The organism is Paenibacillus silvestris (assembly GCF_009882985.1).
Classification (GTDB): Bacteria; Bacillota; Bacilli; order Paenibacillales; family NBRC-103111; genus Paenibacillus_E; species Paenibacillus_E silvestris.
Genome location: NZ_WTUZ01000010.1, coordinates 748419 through 763120, shown reverse-complemented (window position 1 = coordinate 763120; position 14702 = coordinate 748419). Strand labels below are relative to the sequence as shown.

17 protein-coding genes are annotated in these 14702 nt (G+C 45.1%); 14 read left to right on the top strand and 3 right to left on the bottom strand.

The window, feature by feature from the left end; translation table 11 throughout:
* Positions 1–20: 20 nt before the first annotated feature.
* From GQF01_RS07005 to GQF01_RS06975, 7 genes are all read left to right on the top strand, one after another.
* Entirely contained in the window at positions 21–236 is a 216-nt protein-coding gene (locus tag GQF01_RS07005) for a DUF1540 domain-containing protein (protein WP_161406084.1), read from the top strand.
* 2 nt (positions 237–238) lie between these two features.
* On the top strand, positions 239–664 hold the full coding sequence (locus tag GQF01_RS07000) for a hypothetical protein (protein ID WP_161406083.1): 426 nt from the start codon (positions 239–241) through the stop codon (positions 662–664).
* A 445-nt stretch (positions 665–1109) separates the two neighbouring features.
* The gene (locus GQF01_RS06995) at positions 1110–2402 is read left to right on the top strand and encodes a hemolysin family protein (RefSeq protein WP_161406455.1); all 1293 of its coding nucleotides are present in this window, start codon (positions 1110–1112) and stop codon (positions 2400–2402) included.
* Between the two features lie 124 nt (positions 2403–2526).
* A complete protein-coding gene (locus tag GQF01_RS06990; RefSeq protein ID WP_161406082.1) occupies positions 2527–3225 on the top strand; it encodes a lytic transglycosylase domain-containing protein in 699 nt (232 codons plus the stop codon).
* 163 nt (positions 3226–3388) lie between these two features.
* Positions 3389–4567, top strand: a complete 1179-nt coding sequence (locus GQF01_RS06985) for a cysteine desulfurase family protein (RefSeq protein ID WP_161406081.1) — start codon at positions 3389–3391, stop codon at positions 4565–4567.
* A complete protein-coding gene (thiI, locus tag GQF01_RS06980; RefSeq protein ID WP_161406080.1) occupies positions 4564–5772 on the top strand; it encodes a tRNA uracil 4-sulfurtransferase ThiI in 1209 nt (402 codons plus the stop codon). The genes GQF01_RS06985 and thiI overlap by 4 nt, the downstream gene beginning before the upstream one ends.
* Positions 5773–5854: 82 nt before the next feature.
* Positions 5855–6535, top strand: a complete 681-nt coding sequence (locus GQF01_RS06975; RefSeq protein WP_161406079.1) for a TerC family protein — start codon at positions 5855–5857, stop codon at positions 6533–6535.
* Between the two features lie 93 nt (positions 6536–6628).
* On the opposite strand, the gene GQF01_RS06970 is transcribed toward GQF01_RS06975, so the two are convergent.
* Positions 6629–7837: an MFS transporter gene (locus GQF01_RS06970; RefSeq protein ID WP_202556109.1), complete on the bottom strand. Its 1209-nt coding sequence runs from the start codon at positions 7835–7837 to the stop codon at positions 6629–6631.
* A 319-nt stretch (positions 7838–8156) separates the two neighbouring features.
* Here GQF01_RS06970 and GQF01_RS06965 point away from each other — a divergent pair, with 319 nt between their 5' ends.
* The 6 genes from GQF01_RS06965 to GQF01_RS06940 all read left to right on the top strand — a co-directional run bounded on the left by GQF01_RS06965 (position 8157) and on the right by GQF01_RS06940 (position 12091).
* Positions 8157–8639, top strand: a complete 483-nt coding sequence (locus tag GQF01_RS06965) for a LiaI-LiaF-like domain-containing protein (protein WP_161406078.1) — start codon at positions 8157–8159, stop codon at positions 8637–8639.
* Between the two features lie 164 nt (positions 8640–8803).
* Positions 8804–10645 (top strand): translational GTPase TypA, encoded by a 1842-nt coding sequence (gene typA / locus GQF01_RS06960; protein ID WP_161406077.1) that lies wholly within the window; start codon positions 8804–8806, stop codon positions 10643–10645.
* Positions 10646–10771: 126 nt separating this feature from the next.
* On the top strand, positions 10772–11059 hold the full coding sequence (locus GQF01_RS06955) for a YlaH-like family protein (RefSeq protein WP_268894327.1): 288 nt from the start codon (positions 10772–10774) through the stop codon (positions 11057–11059).
* The gene (locus GQF01_RS06950) at positions 11056–11487 is read left to right on the top strand and encodes a hypothetical protein (protein WP_161406075.1); all 432 of its coding nucleotides are present in this window, start codon (positions 11056–11058) and stop codon (positions 11485–11487) included. The genes GQF01_RS06955 and GQF01_RS06950 overlap by 4 nt, the downstream gene beginning before the upstream one ends.
* 1 nt (position 11488) lies before the next feature.
* A complete protein-coding gene (locus GQF01_RS06945) occupies positions 11489–11770 on the top strand; it encodes a hypothetical protein (RefSeq protein WP_161406074.1) in 282 nt (93 codons plus the stop codon).
* A 177-nt stretch (positions 11771–11947) separates the two neighbouring features.
* Positions 11948–12091: a hypothetical protein gene (locus tag GQF01_RS06940; RefSeq protein ID WP_161406073.1), complete on the top strand. Its 144-nt coding sequence runs from the start codon at positions 11948–11950 to the stop codon at positions 12089–12091.
* Positions 12092–12133: 42 nt separating this feature from the next.
* Here GQF01_RS06940 and GQF01_RS06935 read toward each other — a convergent pair whose 3' ends face one another.
* Positions 12134–12655: a YhcN/YlaJ family sporulation lipoprotein gene (locus tag GQF01_RS06935; RefSeq protein ID WP_235959063.1), complete on the bottom strand. Its 522-nt coding sequence runs from the start codon at positions 12653–12655 to the stop codon at positions 12134–12136.
* A gap of 134 nt (positions 12656–12789) precedes the next feature.
* On the opposite strand from GQF01_RS06935, the gene GQF01_RS06930 reads away from it, so the two are divergent.
* Positions 12790–14121 carry a PhoH family protein gene (locus tag GQF01_RS06930; protein WP_161406071.1) on the top strand — a complete coding sequence of 444 codons (1332 nt, stop codon included), beginning with the start codon at positions 12790–12792 and terminating at the stop codon, positions 14119–14121.
* A 54-nt stretch (positions 14122–14175) separates the two neighbouring features.
* On the opposite strand, the gene GQF01_RS06925 is transcribed toward GQF01_RS06930, so the two are convergent.
* A complete protein-coding gene (locus GQF01_RS06925) occupies positions 14176–14664 on the bottom strand; it encodes a hypothetical protein (protein WP_161406070.1) in 489 nt (162 codons plus the stop codon).
* Positions 14665–14702 lie beyond the last annotated feature (38 nt).

The window sequence follows — 14702 nt, the reverse complement described above, 5'->3', positions numbered from 1 at the left end:
TTGTTAATGGGGTGATGACTATGCCAGATGTAAAATGTTCAGTTGCCAACTGCGAATATTGGACGCAAGGTAACAACTGCAACGCAGGAACCATTATGATTGAAATAGATCAGCATGCCAACGCGAATTACAATGAAGAGTTTGCAGGGGAATCATTCGATACCGATCATCATGATGCAGCGAGCAAAGCCGCGAACACTTGCTGCCACACCTTTCAAGCAAAGAAGAAGCAGTAATCATGCGCCAGCATGGAGGCAATTTGGATAAAAGCACCAAGGAGCGGTTCCAGCTGGATCAACTTCGGACCGAAAGTGGTCTGAACAGCAAGGAAGAATATGCAACCGAGATTACAGCGCCCTCGCGGAGAATTCAATATGCCGAGCCCTATCAAGCGAAACGTGCAGAGGTCCAGAAGTCGGATGTTACCGATGAGGAGATCGATGATCTAGTTGAAGCTGTTACGCGAAATAAGGCGGTTGGCTATATCGCTTTATTCGTTGCATTAGCTTCACTCTTTGTATGGCCTGTATTGCTTGGCGTATCGGGCATTGTGTTAGGGGTTATTGCATTCCTTATGGGCAACAAGGGAATCGGTACCTGGTCTGTCGTGCTTGGTTTTATTGCTGTTGCTGCCTATTTTTTACTGTTTCCATTTTATTCTTAATGTTGGAGAAGAGGCTGTCCCTGTAGATAACTAGGGATAGCCTCTTTCGTATGTAACCGAATCGTATAGCTGGAAAAGGGGCGCTCCCCAAGTTCAAAAAAAGCCTTTCTCTCGGTCATTAAATGATTTTCGAGACAGCCCCTTTTCATTTTCAGAAGAAAATCGGGTATATTCGTGTTTTAGATGGATAATTAGCGGTTTAAGACTCGTTATGGCATCATTTTAAACCCTATACTCCCGTTTGCTCGTACTATTTGGCTTCAAGAGTCATATTCGCACCTTTGAATGATTACAGTATTATTATATAATGAAAAGTGATAATTCAAATTTAAATTAAAATTAAGGGAGGTGTACCTACTCTCCTTGGTGCGGAAACCGTGCTTGACAGGGGATAGGTAAGGTATTGGAAGATCCTTTGCCCGAAACGTTAATTAGCTTTCTATTAATGTTTGGACTGGTGTTACTGAATGGTTTTTTTGTCGCAGCTGAATTCGCAATGGTGAAAGTAAGAGGTAGTCGAATTGATTCACTTGTAGATGAAGGTCGCCGTAATGCGAAATTCGCACAAGGAATTATGAACAATCTCGATGCGTACTTAGGTGCTTGTCAGCTCGGGATTACACTTACTTCGTTGGGACTTGGTTATGTCGGGGAGCCGACCTTTGCAAAAATTTTGGAACCACTATTCGCTCCGCTGAATTTGCCAGATTCGGTGTTCCACACGATTACCTTTATTATTGCCTTTTCATTGATGACTACTTTGCATATTACACTGGGTGAACAATTCCCCAAAACATATGCAATTCGTAAAGCTGAGCAGATCACATTGCTTTCCGCGGGACCGATGGTCTTATTTTACAGAATCATGTATCCATTTATTTGGTTGCTTAACGGGATATCCAACTGGATGCTTCGCCGCGCAGGCATTGAGCCGACAACGGAACATGAATCGGCGCATACGGAGGATGAAATCCGTGTCCTCATGAAAGAAAGTCACAAAAATGGACTTATAGATAATACAGAGCTTACGCTTGTTGATAATATATTCGGATTCGCCGAGACAACAGCCAGAGAAATTATGATTCCCAGAACCGAGATGGAATGTTTGTATGCTGGACTTTCCTATTCAGAGAATCTAGCGATAGCGATTAAGGAAATGCGTACGCGCTACCCGGTATGTGATCCGGACAAAGACAACATCATTGGCTTCGTCCATATCAAGGATTTGCTCAAGCCGGATGCGAACTTGAAAGGAATCAAGAAAATTATTCGCCCGATTACGACGGTGCCGGATTCCATTCATATCAGTGATTTGCTGAAAATGATGCAAAAAAGAAAAAGTCAGATGGCGCTGCTAATTGATGAATACGGTGGAACATCAGGACTTGTAACTCTGGAAGACATCATGGAAGAAATCGTTGGTGAAATTCAGGATGAGTTCGATGAGGAACGTCCAACGATCGAAATCAAAGATGAGCACACGTTTTCCATTGATGGTCTGCTTTTGATTGATGAAGTGAATGATTATTTCGGGCTTGATATCGAGTCGGATGACTATGATACAATTGGCGGCTGGATCTACTCGCAGACAGAGATTCCGCCTAGCAAGAATCAACAGGTGAGTTATAACGATGAGTTCTTGTTCATTGTAGAAGAAACAGATCACTTGCGAATCTCAAGATTGATTGTTAGAAAAATGACGGAACAAGATGAAATTCTACAACAGAATATTTCTTGAATAGATAGAGGGACAGTCCAATGACTGTCCTTTTTTTATTTTCAGGAAAATTTAGGATGGTCGGAAGGGCACAAAACGTGTACAATAAAAACAACGAATGATGATAAGAAACGAGGTCTGACGGATGAACAGCACGAACAGCATTGATCCAAGAGTGATGAAGGAGCTGCTGCAGCTTCAAGTGATGGGGAAAATTAGTTTGTTATCCGGGGATTCCGAAACATCCAGTACGGACGATTCCAGTGATTTCAGCTCATTGCTGAACACATTGATGGGACAAGTTTCTGGTTCTGGGCTAGACAGTCAGTCCTTGATTAATCCTACGTCAGCAAATAACGTGCCAGGATCCCTGGGCGCTTTGAATAAAGCCTATACACCGCTCCAGAGCTGGAGTCAATCCACTTCTACATCACAGTTTGACACTTTGATTCAAGAAGCTAGTGCCAAATATGGGGTCGATGAGTCACTGGTGAAGGCTGTTATTCAACAGGAATCCGATTTCAACCATCAAGCGGTCTCTCCCGCTGGCGCCAAAGGCTTAATGCAGCTTATGGATGGCACGGGACGCGGCTTTGGCGTGACGAATCCGTTTGATCCTAAACAGAATGTTGATGCAGGTACGCATTTCCTAAGCAATCTGATTCAGAAGTACAATGGGAACGAAAGCGTTGCTCTTGCTGCTTACAATGCCGGTCCAGGACGTGTGGATCGCTTGGGCATCAAGAATGATCAGGACCTATCTAATAAATTGCACCAATTACCGAAGGAAACGCAAGCGTATGTCTCTCAGGTTTTGGGTCATAAGATGAAATTTTCACTGTAAGCGGCAATTTCAAGGAGCTGATTTTCGCATGAGTCATGCGGAGATCAGCTTTTTGTGTTCTAGTGCATGCTTGAGTTATGCGCGGTTTTAGGCTTTAATGATGTAAGGAAATTATTTCGATTGCGCAGCTGCAGGGCAAGGAAAAAGGGGAATCAGCAAGATCATGTTATATCTGGATAACGCGGCAACTACGCCGCCATATAACGAAGTTATCGATACGATCGCAGAAGTGATGAAAGTGCACTATGGAAATCCATCCTCCATTCATGGATTAGGTGTGCAAGCAGAGAAGCTGCTGCAGAGCGCTAAAGAAGTGATTGCGGGAGCTTTGGGCGTCATGCCAGCTAGTATTATATGCACATCCGGAGGAACGGAGAGTAATAATCTAGCAATTCGAGGTGCTGCCTATCAATATCAGAATCGGGGCAAGCATCTCATTACAACTCAAATTGAACATCCTTCCGTGAAGGAAGTTTTCCTTAGTTTGGAACGCGAAGGATTTCGCGTAACGTATTTGCCTGTTAATCGGAATGGCTGTCTAGAAGTGCAGACGCTTCAAGAAGCCCTATGTGAGGATACCATTTTGGTTAGCGTGATGTATGTCAATAATGAAGTAGGCACAATTCAGCCGATTCAAGCAATCGGGAAGTTACTTGCCAAGCATCCGAAAGTGGTATTTCATGTAGATGCTGTGCAGGGCATCGCTAAGCTCCCTTTTTCCATGAAGGAATGGCGCGTAGATTTATGCAGTGTTTCTGCGCACAAGTTTCGCGGACCCAAAGGGGTTGGCTTTCTGCTTCGCAGAGAGGGCGTACAGCTCAGGCCGCAACTCGTTGGCGGAGGGCAAGAAAATGGATTTCGCTCAGGAACGGAGAACGTTCCGCTCATCGTTGGGATGGCCAAGGCGCTACGCTTATCCATGCAGAATTTGCCGGAGAAGCTGGAACATAGATATCGTCTAAGACAGCATCTTGTTAACGGTATTCTTACAATTCCCGAACTAACGTTAATGGGATCTGAACGTCATGAGGAGATGGCACCACATATTGTTCATTTTGCTTTTACCGGAATGAAAGCGGAAGTTGTCGTACATGCCTTAGAGCAAAGACAAGTCTATATTTCAACGAAATCCGCGTGTGCTTCGGATGCATCTGATCCCAGCGAGGTTATGCTGGCTTTAGGTTGTACGCGTGAGCAAGCGGTCAGCGGGCTCAGAGTCAGCTTTTCAGATGAGCATCAAATAGAAGATATGGAACAATTTTTGCTAGCACTTAGGGATGTTGTGAATGAACTTTCTCCCATGTTAAGCAAATCAACAGCCAGAAAGGGGCAGCAAAAATGAAACCGGATTGTTTAATCTTGCGTTTTGGTGAATTGACACTGAAAGGCAGGAATCGTAAGCGTTTTGAACGCAGCGTTATCACGCAAATTCGTAAAGTTTTAGGGGCATTTCCTGATTTGAGGTATATTCCGGAGTATGGGCGCGTATATGTGGAGCTAGGGGGAGCGGCGTACGAAGAGGCTTCAACAGCATTGCAGCGTGTATTTGGACTTGCATCGTTCAGTCCGGCCTACCACGCACCGATGGAGTCTGAGGCCATAAAAGAAGCTGCACTGCGCATCATGCAAAATTTGCCTAAAGCTCCAAAGACCTTTAAGGTGAATGTCCGCAGGGTGAATAAATCTTTTCCGCTAGACTCCCAACAAATGAATTATCTCGTCGGTGGTTACATTCTTGAAGCAATTCCTGGTCTGCAAGTGGATGTTCGTGATCCAGAAGTCGAGCTTCGAGTGGAAATTCGTGAAGACCAGGTACTTTTGTATGCAGAAGTGATTGAGGGAGCGGGAGGATTTCCGGCAGACACAAGCGGAAAGGCACTGCTGATGCTTTCTGGAGGGATTGACAGTCCTGTAGCGGGTTGGTTAGGGATGCGAAAGGGGCTTACCATCGAAGCGATACACTTTCATAGTTATCCTTATACAAGTGAACGTGCAAAGGATAAAGTGATAGAACTGGCTCATCAGCTTGCTGGGTACACGGATTCTATCAGGCTGCACCTGGTACCTTTTACAGAAGTGCAGACGTCCATACACCGTGAATATAAGGATAATTTATTAGTTACGCTAATTCGAAGGGCCATGTATCGCATAGCTGAGCAAGTTGCTGATCGTGAAGGTCTAAGTGCGTTAGTGACCGGAGAAAGCTTAGGACAGGTAGCTAGTCAAACACTGCCAAGCTTGAATGTCATTGGACGCGTTGTCACCTTGCCGATTTTGCAGCCGCTGATGATGATGGACAAGCAAGAAATTATACGAATTGCCGAAACGATCGGCACGTTCCCGATTTCGATTTTACCGTATGAAGATTGCTGCTCTTTATTCCTTCCTCCTTCTCCGAGCACCAATCCGAATCTGCAATTGGTAGAACGAATCGAGAACAGCATGGACTTTTTGCCGGAATTAATCCAGAAGGCTGTGGAACAGACGGAAACAATTGAAATTGTACATGGTCAAATGAAGAAGGTGCCCGATCAGCATTTCTTCTAAATGCTTTTCCGGTGCCAAGCAGTTGGTGACTTCATCACCACTCTTCACCAGCTCGCCATGCACTCCGGGAGGGAAGTAAAGCATGATTGATGCGCTCATTTTGTTTTTACAAATTATGTTGATCAATATTGTGCTTAGCGGCGATAATGCGGTAGTTATTGCACTCGCGAGTAAAAATCTTCCCGTTGAACAGCGTAAGCTAGCCGTGTGGTGGGGCGCTTTCGGAGCCATTGCTTTGCGGTTGGTGCTGACGTTAGTGGCTGTAAGCCTTCTCGATATTCCCTATATTCAAGCGGGTGGATCGATCTTATTATTCTGGATTGCCATCAAATTGCTGACTGATGATGACAGTCATGCGAATGTGAAAGAGGCTTCGACGCTTGGCAAAGCGATTTGGACGATTATCGTCGCGGATTTCGTGATGAGTCTAGACAATGTGCTGGCGATTGCGGCCAAAGGCAATGGTAACAATACAGTAATCATATTGGGAATTGGACTCAGTATCCCTATCATTATTTGGGGAAGCACGCTGGTTATGAATTTGCTGCACAAATATCCGGTTCTTGTTCTTTTGGGGGCAGGTATCCTCGGCTATACGGCCGGTGAAATGTTTGTAAAAGACGAGAAAATGATCGATTGGTTCCTTCACGATTACGAATTTCTGCATGTTTGGATCCCGATTGTAGCATCTGCGCTTGTCATCGTGGTTGGTGTATCAGTGAAGTGGCTTAGGGTCATGCAGTTAAAAACAAGAAACGAATAGGAAATAGAAACCGCCTTGCTGGTCTTACACAGCGAAGCGGTTTTATTTATAGTTAGGGGAACTTCAGATCAGCGACTTGGTACGCTAAACCAGTTATCGCTGCGGAAGGCGTACGCTGCGCCAAACGTGCCAAAAGCTCCAGCCATAAATAAGCAGAAACACAATAATAAGCATGGTTGAGAAGCGGTACATGAGTGCGTAGCTCCCACTGACATTCGCTAAGGCGCCAAGAACCATGGCTCCAAGTCCTATGCCCAAGTCGTTGGCGGAAAAGAAGGTGCCGTTCGCTGCACCGCGTCGATTAGGGGCTGCGCGAGCAATTGTCCATGCCTGCAAGGCAGGCTGTATAGAACCAAAGCCGATACCATAGCATAAGGCTGCTACGGCTAGGCTGAGCTCAGTGTGAGCGTATGAAAGCAGGAGCAGTCCAGTTATCGTGAAAAGTGCGCCCGGCAGTAGCACCCATTCAGGACCTCTGCGATCAAAAAGCACACCGGTAATAGGCCGCACAATAAGCACCATCGAGGCATTGCATAGAAAAAACCAACCTACATTTGAAATGCCGGCTTCATGGCCAAACAAAGTAATGAAAGTCACAATCCCTCCATAACAAATAGCCGTACACAGCAGCAAAGCTGAGGGGAGCAAAGCCGTGCGTTCCCATAAACGGTCAATGAGTTTCGGGCGCTCAGCCGACTTTTCGAGAGGTACAGGTTTAACATAGGAAATAAAAAGTGAACTAAATAAGGAAAGGACGGCTAGCAGCGTCGAAATCAAAAGAACACGATGGAATCCATACGTTTGCATGATCCATAAACCGGTGAGCGGCGCAAGCGCCATGGCAAATGTATTGGATAATCCGTAATAACCCATACCTTCACCGCGGCGTTCGGGCGGAATGATATCAGCGATTACCGTTCCTAAGGATGTCGTTGATATGCCCCAACCAATTCCATGAACGAAGCGGGCTGCTAGAATGAGGGTAATGACAGCCATGTACGAATAGCCTGCTATCGTCAGCGCGCAGATAGCTAATCCTACGAGCAAGACGTGCTTTCTACCCAGCAGATCAAGAGCTCGGCCGGCAAAAGGACGGGTTAGAAGGGATGAAATCGTAAAAATACCGATGACGAGCCCAACTTGCAGGTCATTGCCTCCTAACTGCGATATATGCGTAGGGATGGTTGGTATCAGCATTTGAAAACTAAAAAACAGCAGTAAATTGGATAGCGATGTGACGAGAAAAGCTTTCGTCCAGAGCGGTTTCCGTTTTTTCTTTTCATTCTCAGACAAAGATTTCATGTGACCTCCCATGTTGGATGTAGGCAAACCAGTAAGATAGAGGGAAATCAGGCAGCACGCCTTTCAGTATGCCCAGAGGAAGCTAATTGAACGCAACATGTGCTATTCGCAAGAGGAAGCGGGCTGTGGTTCTGTTTGTAGCGTCTGGCGACTATCCCGAATAGTTATCTGTGGATAAGTCTACGTAGAGGCTTCAGTGGCCCGGCAGTGGCCGCAAATAGCGTACAGGCTAGCAATTTGGGGCAAGGTACGATAAACTACTTGTTGAATGGTGTCGAAACCGACATCGAATTGACAAGTGAAATAGGAGGGAATTCTTATGGCTAGAAATAGCTATTCCATCGGTATCCTGTTAATTGGCCTGGCCGTATTATTGCTTCTTGGGAAATTAGGCGTTATACACTTTATTTTTTCCTTCTTCTGGCCTCTTGTTTTGCTTGCACCCGGACTGCTCTTTCACATCTTGTACTTTAACCGCACGTGGCCGGCGGGCGTACTCGTCCCTGGAGGAATCTTGACGACGTATGGCTTGATGTTCTTTTTCTGCAACATATTTGGTTGGGGGTCCATGAGCTATCTTTGGCCTGGATTCATACTGGGCGTAGCCATTGGATTGTATGAGCTCCATCTGTTCGATCGTGGAAGTGACCGAGGGGTTTGGATAGGTGCACTAGTGCTTGGCATCATTTCAGTGGTGCTTTTCGGAATCACGTTGCTTGTCAAATTAGGGATATATGTAATCGCTTTGATCCTTGTTGCAGCGGGGCTTCTTATGATTTTTCGCAGGAAAAATGTGTGGTAATTTGTATGTGTTTTATGTAAATGTTTGACGTTGCTTGTCATTTGCCTTGCATAATGTCGAGAAACTGCGTATAATAAACATAAATGTCAAGCGTCGGCGCTTTTGTCCGACGCTTGTTTTATGAACAGAGACGAAAATTATAGGGTAGAGAGGGTTTGACATTCATGCAAGCAAGAGAAAAGATCCGCAATATTGCAATTATCGCTCACGTTGACCACGGCAAAACAACACTCGTAGATAAATTACTACAACAATCCGGTACATTCCGTGACAATGAAGCGATCCAAGAAAGAGCGATGGACTCAAACGATCTCGAAAGAGAGCGCGGTATTACCATTCTTGCAAAAAATACAGCTATTAATTATAAAGATTACCTAATTAATATCGTAGATACACCAGGACATGCCGACTTTGGCGGTGAAGTAGAGCGTATCATGAAGATGGTTGACGGCGTTTTGCTCGTTGTTGATGCCTTTGAAGGTACAATGCCGCAAACAAAGTTCGTTCTTCGTAAAGCCCTTGAAAGTAACCTTAAGCCTGTTGTTGTCGTTAACAAAATTGACCGTCCGAACGCTCGTCCAACGGAAGTTGTGGATGAAGTTCTTGACTTGTTCATTGAACTTGGTGCAACAGATGAACAGCTTGATTTCCACGTGGTTTACGCTTCTGCGTTACAAGGGACTTCCAGCCTTGAGGCTGATAAACAAGATCAGAACATGGAAGCTATCTATGAAACGATCGTTCAGCATATTCCTGCTCCAACCGAAGATGTGGATCAACCGCTGCAATTCCTCGTTACACTGATGGATTACAACGAATACTTGGGTCGTATCGGCGTAGGTCGTGTGAACCGCGGTAAAATTCGTCAAGGCCAAACAGTTGCAGTTATGACTCGTGAAGGCGGACAAAAGCAAGCAAGAATCGAGAAACTTTTCGGATTCACAGGCTTGAAACGTATTGAGATTGAAGAAGCAGCAGCAGGAGACATCATTGCTATTGCCGGTATCAAAGATATCAACATTGGTGAAACGGTAGCAGATCCTGCGAATCCGGAAGCTTTGCCAGTATTGAAAATCGATGAGCCTACTCTACAAATGACATTTATCGTGAACAACTCACCTTTCGCAGGTCGTGAAGGTAAATGGGTTACTTCCCGTAAAATTCGTGAGCGTCTATACAAAGAACTTGAAACAGACGTAAGCTTGCGCGTTGAAGATACTGACAGTCCTGATGCTTTCATCGTATCTGGCCGCGGTGAGCTTCACTTGGGTATTTTGATTGAAAACATGCGTCGTGAAGGGTTTGAATTGCAAGTATCCAAGCCGGAAGTTATCATCCGTCTAGTTGAAGGTCAAAAAATGGAGCCGATCGAGCGTTTGATCATCGACGTTCCAGAAGATAGCATGGGTTCCGTTATGGAGAGCTTAGGTTCACGTAAAGCGGAAATGGTTAATATGATCAACAACGGCAGCGGCAACGTTCGCCTTGAATTCTTAATTCCAGCACGTGGTTTGATCGGTTACAGAACGAACTTCTTAACATTGACTCGCGGTTATGGGATTATGAACCATGCTTTCGACAGCTATGGTCCATACCAAGGAGCAAACGTTGGTGGACGTCATGAAGGCGTACTTGTATCCAGTGAAACTGGCGTTACCACGCTGTATGGTATTCTTTCCGTAGAAGACCGCGGTATCCTTTTCGTTCACCCGCAAACGGAAGTTTATGAAGGTATGGTCGTTGGTGAGCACACACGCGACAACGACATCATCGTAAACATCTGTAAAGAAAAAGCGGTAAACAACATTCGTTCCGCGAACAAAGAAGAAACAGTAAAAATGAAAACTCCTCGCTTATACTCTTTGGAGCAAGCTCTTGAGTATCTGAATGATGATGAGTATTGCGAAATTACGCCGAAATCCGTTCGTATTCGTAAAAAGATCTTGAACAAAAGCGAACGTGAACGTGCTGAGAAGCAACGTAAAACGGCTGAAGCTAACGTCTAGTTCACAAAGAGTTCTTAATAGGGGAAATGTCAGCCGCCCGGCTGCATTTCCCTTTATTTATTTCCGTAATTGAGCGATAATGAGGAAGTTGACTTTACTTTTTTAAGCGAAATGGAGTGTATGGTATTGACAGCATTAAACGAATGGTTTGGAAATCACATTTACATCACCTATTTGTTAATCTTCATATTCATGTCTTATGTGTATAACAAAGTTTTTCGCACTCGGAAATTACCAGTCCTTAAGACAGCCGTAGTTTACTTGCTTATGGCGATCGGCTCGATCATGCTGCTAGGTTTTCAGCTGGTGGGATTGCCAATTGTACTTTGCTTGACCGTAGCAATTTCACTTATGTTTCTAGTTCGGATCCGTTATTTTATTGAAAAAAGAAGCGGGAGCCGTAATCCGGAATGACAAGATACTGGCTAACTCCAATTGTCAATTATTCGCCAATCGTGCTTGGTGCTGATCGTATGGATTGTACGCCGCTGAAAGCTTTGGAATCGTTCCGAGAGTTGGCGAATAGGAGGCATCCCAGATTGCTTGCGATGTTCAAAGCAAGTCTGCTGTTAAGCGATGATGAGGAATTATGCGGCTCAGAACTACTAGAACTTGATTTCGAGCAGTCTGAGGCGATCAGTTTTGATGGTAAGCCCTTTCATCTCTCGCATTGCGCAGAAGCCTTTCTTGATCGTCTGCTTACGCGTAAGGAAGCTCTGGAGCTAGTCTCGTCTTTGCATGAATGCGATGCAGATCCAGATCAAAGCAGTTGGAAGAATCAATGGCTTCGCTGGTTGGAATCAGGATATGATGTCATATTACTTAGAGAGGATGGGCATTAAGATGAATCTCCAAGATACGTTTTTTAATTGGCTGCAAATGCAGATTGTCAGCGAAGCTAGACCAAGTGATGAGGCTGCCAAAGAAACGCAAGATTTTTTCGCAATGATGCTGCATGAGGACCATGGCGTTAGCGATATTGAACTTGTTGACGAAACAGATCCAATGAAAATTCATATTTCCTACGTACGTGAGGGGAGCAAAAGCAAGATGAGCTTCGATCGGGAATCCGCCGAGAAACTATTGGATGATATTAATGCCAATCCCATTTACAATAATCAATAGGCTGGAATTTTGGACATAACTTTTTTAATCCGACGTACAATAAGGTATATCTGGGTTAAAAAGGAGTGTTCGCATGACCTGAAAATAGATACATAAGGGTGGAACGCTTGCCACCAGCTATGCTATACTGTAAGTGTAAGTAGCGTTTTCAACCACCTAGTAGGAGGCGCAAGCGATATGGCTGAACACATCACAGCTTTACCGGAGCAATTGATTGAACGCGCCCCAATGATGACAACAGTTGAATATGAGAAAACTTTTGCGTGCCGAGTATCCGTCAAGCCACCCGGCCAAGTTTTTGATGCGATAAAAAAAGCCTAGATCTGCTGTGTGCAGTCAGGCTTTTTGTTATCTTTCCGCGAATTATGGATTTGGATTCCCGGCCTGGTTCGCGTCATTAGGTCCTGTATTGTCTTGGGGATTGCGAATATCACGCGGCAGTTGAGGCATAGCCCGACCCATGATATCCGCCATTTGCTCAGCGAACCCGGTAATCGGCCTTCCTGCTTTTACGTTATCCCGAATGTTGCGCAGCCGTTGATCGAGATCAAGATCTGCTGTTACGATGGCATTCACACCGTAGGGATCTTTCTTGAGTGCTTCTGCAACTGAATATTTGACGGTGCCGACTCTCGAACGATCCAAATCTTTTTTGAGGTTGATGCCAACGACAGCGGTATTGCCGAAAACAACACAATGCGCACTTTCAACTTGCGGGATACTGGTGGCTAGGCTTTCCAAGCGATCCGCAACGGCTTTAGAATCTTTTATCTCTAGCTTTTGTGGAGCAATTTGTTGTACCTTTACTTGTCTTTGATTTGTATCTTGAGAGGGGGCACCGCTTTTCGGCGCTTGACTACAGCCAACCGCGAGGGCCAGTACCAACGAAAATACGCACAATAGTCTCACTTGAATCGATCCTTTCCTTGAATCTCGCGTTTAGTTTGTCCTGCACAGCTAGGTTGTATGTATGAAATATAACCAATGATCTGACGCCAAATCTGGGAGGGGACACACCAATGAAAAAAATTTACGTGTTAGATACCAATGTACTGCTTCAGGACCCTAATGCATTATTCGCTTTCGAAGATAATGAAGTAGTCATACCCGCCGTGGTGTTGGAGGAAATCGATTCTAAGAAACGAAATGCGGATGAAATAGGCCGAAATGCGAGACATGTCTCCCGATTACTTGATGGCTTAAGGACGAAAGGCACCTTATCTGACGGCATAAGCCTTGAACGAGGCGGAAGCATCAAAGTAGAGCTTAACCATCGAAGTTTTGCGAAACTGCAGGATACTTTCTCAGAGTTAACCAACGATAACCGCATACTCGCCGTCGCGCTCAATTATCATCTGGAAGAGCAGGCGAATGATATTCCAAGACCTGTAGTCATTGTTAGTAAAGATACACTGGTGCGGATCAAAGCTGATGTGCTTGGCATTCCTGCACAGGACTATTTAACCGATCGCATTGTAGCTCAAACTGATATGTACACAGGCTGCATAACCTTATATGTTCATCCGTCTGTGATTGACGAATTTTACTCATACCGTTTCTTAACCGTAACATCCTTGAATTTGACTTATATGCTTCACCCGCATGAATTCGTTATCTTACGGGATGAGTTGGGTTCTTCTAAGTCCGCTCTGCTGAAAGTAACGACAGATGCCAAAAAACTTGAGCCGCTCTTTATGAGTAACGATCCCATCTGGGGAATTGCCGCGCGTAACGCGCAGCAGCGCATGGCTCTTGAGCTTTTGCTCAATGACGATATCCCGCTCGTCACCCTTACTGGGAAAGCGGGTACTGGTAAGACGCTATTAACGCTAGCTGCGGGACTGATGAAAATTGAAGATGACCGCAAATACAAAAAGCTGCTTATTGCTCGGCCAGTTGTTCCTATGGGCAAGGATATTGGTTATTTGCCTGGTGAAAAAGAAGAGAAGCTGCGCCCCTGGATGCAGCCGATCTATGATAATCTCGAGTATTTATTCGATACGAAGAAACCGGGTGATATTGAGAAGGTGCTGGCTGGTCTCGGCAGCATTCAAGTCGAAGCACTCACTTACATTCGTGGGCGTTCCATCCCTGGGCAATTCATCATTATCGATGAAGCGCAGAACTTATCCAAACACGAGATCAAAACGATCGTTTCTCGAGTAGGCGAAGGCAGTAAAATTGTTTTATTAGGTGACCCGGACCAAATTGATCATCCTTATCTCGATGCATCAAGTAACGGATTAACCTATGTCGTTGAACGATTTAAACAAGAGGGCATCAGCGGTCATATTACGCTGGAGCGAGGCGAACGTTCACACTTGGCCCAGTTAGCGGCCGATTTGCTCTAACACAAATAAACCCCCTCTTTCCAGATTGTCTGGGAAAGAGGGGGTTATTTTGTGTTAGGCGAGCACTTCGATGCGGCATCGATAAGCCTTGGCGATGCCTTGCATAAGCTCTTCAAGCTGACGATCGACAACATAAATGTCACGCCCATGATCCTTGTATAGCGCGAGCATATGCTCTTCCATTTGGAGTGATGCTTGATCGAGGTCCGCTTGCTTGCAATCCTCCGCAAAGCGGAAAGAGACGACGAGCTTTGCGTACAAGTAGTTATTCTCACCTTCGCTCGTAAATCCATAATCACTGAAAAGATCCGTTAACTCGGCATCAGGAGGCAGTAGGAGCAAGTCCATCTGATCCGTATTCACGTTGAGCCCGGCCATAACCTCAATAACAGTGAATTTCTCAGCTTCTGTGCTGACAATTAACATTTCGTTGTCTTGATCGAAAAGGTGTGCTTTGCCTGTTAGAGCCTTTTCAATCTGAGCATAAAATTCAACCAACTTACCATCAGGTACATCCATTAAAAGACCGATTTTGGGTTCCATTGTTACGTCCTCGCTTTATTTAATGATCCATAGCTAGT

Coding starts and splice junctions, on each gene's coding strand:
- GQF01_RS06945 (WP_161406074.1), top strand. CDS start 11,489: ATGAATCTCCAAGATACGTTTTTTAATTGGCTGCAAATGCAGATTGTC.
- GQF01_RS06950 (WP_161406075.1), top strand. CDS start 11,056: ATGACAAGATACTGGCTAACTCCAATTGTCAATTATTCGCCAATCGTG.
- GQF01_RS06930 (WP_161406071.1), top strand. CDS start 12,790: ATGAAAAAAATTTACGTGTTAGATACCAATGTACTGCTTCAGGACCCT.
- GQF01_RS06975 (WP_161406079.1), top strand. CDS start 5,855: ATGATTGATGCGCTCATTTTGTTTTTACAAATTATGTTGATCAATATT.
- typA (WP_161406077.1), top strand. CDS start 8,804: ATGCAAGCAAGAGAAAAGATCCGCAATATTGCAATTATCGCTCACGTT.
- GQF01_RS06965 (WP_161406078.1), top strand. CDS start 8,157: ATGGCTAGAAATAGCTATTCCATCGGTATCCTGTTAATTGGCCTGGCC.
- GQF01_RS07000 (WP_161406083.1), top strand. CDS start 239: ATGCGCCAGCATGGAGGCAATTTGGATAAAAGCACCAAGGAGCGGTTC.
- GQF01_RS06925 (WP_161406070.1), bottom strand. CDS start 14,664: ATGGAACCCAAAATCGGTCTTTTAATGGATGTACCTGATGGTAAGTTG.
- thiI (WP_161406080.1), top strand. CDS start 4,564: ATGAAACCGGATTGTTTAATCTTGCGTTTTGGTGAATTGACACTGAAA.
- GQF01_RS06995 (WP_161406455.1), top strand. CDS start 1,110: ATGTTTGGACTGGTGTTACTGAATGGTTTTTTTGTCGCAGCTGAATTC.
- GQF01_RS06970 (WP_202556109.1), bottom strand. CDS start 7,837: ATGAAATCTTTGTCTGAGAATGAAAAGAAAAAACGGAAACCGCTCTGG.
- GQF01_RS06990 (WP_161406082.1), top strand. CDS start 2,527: ATGAACAGCACGAACAGCATTGATCCAAGAGTGATGAAGGAGCTGCTG.
- GQF01_RS07005 (WP_161406084.1), top strand. CDS start 21: ATGCCAGATGTAAAATGTTCAGTTGCCAACTGCGAATATTGGACGCAA.
- GQF01_RS06940 (WP_161406073.1), top strand. CDS start 11,948: ATGGCTGAACACATCACAGCTTTACCGGAGCAATTGATTGAACGCGCC.
- GQF01_RS06985 (WP_161406081.1), top strand. CDS start 3,389: ATGTTATATCTGGATAACGCGGCAACTACGCCGCCATATAACGAAGTT.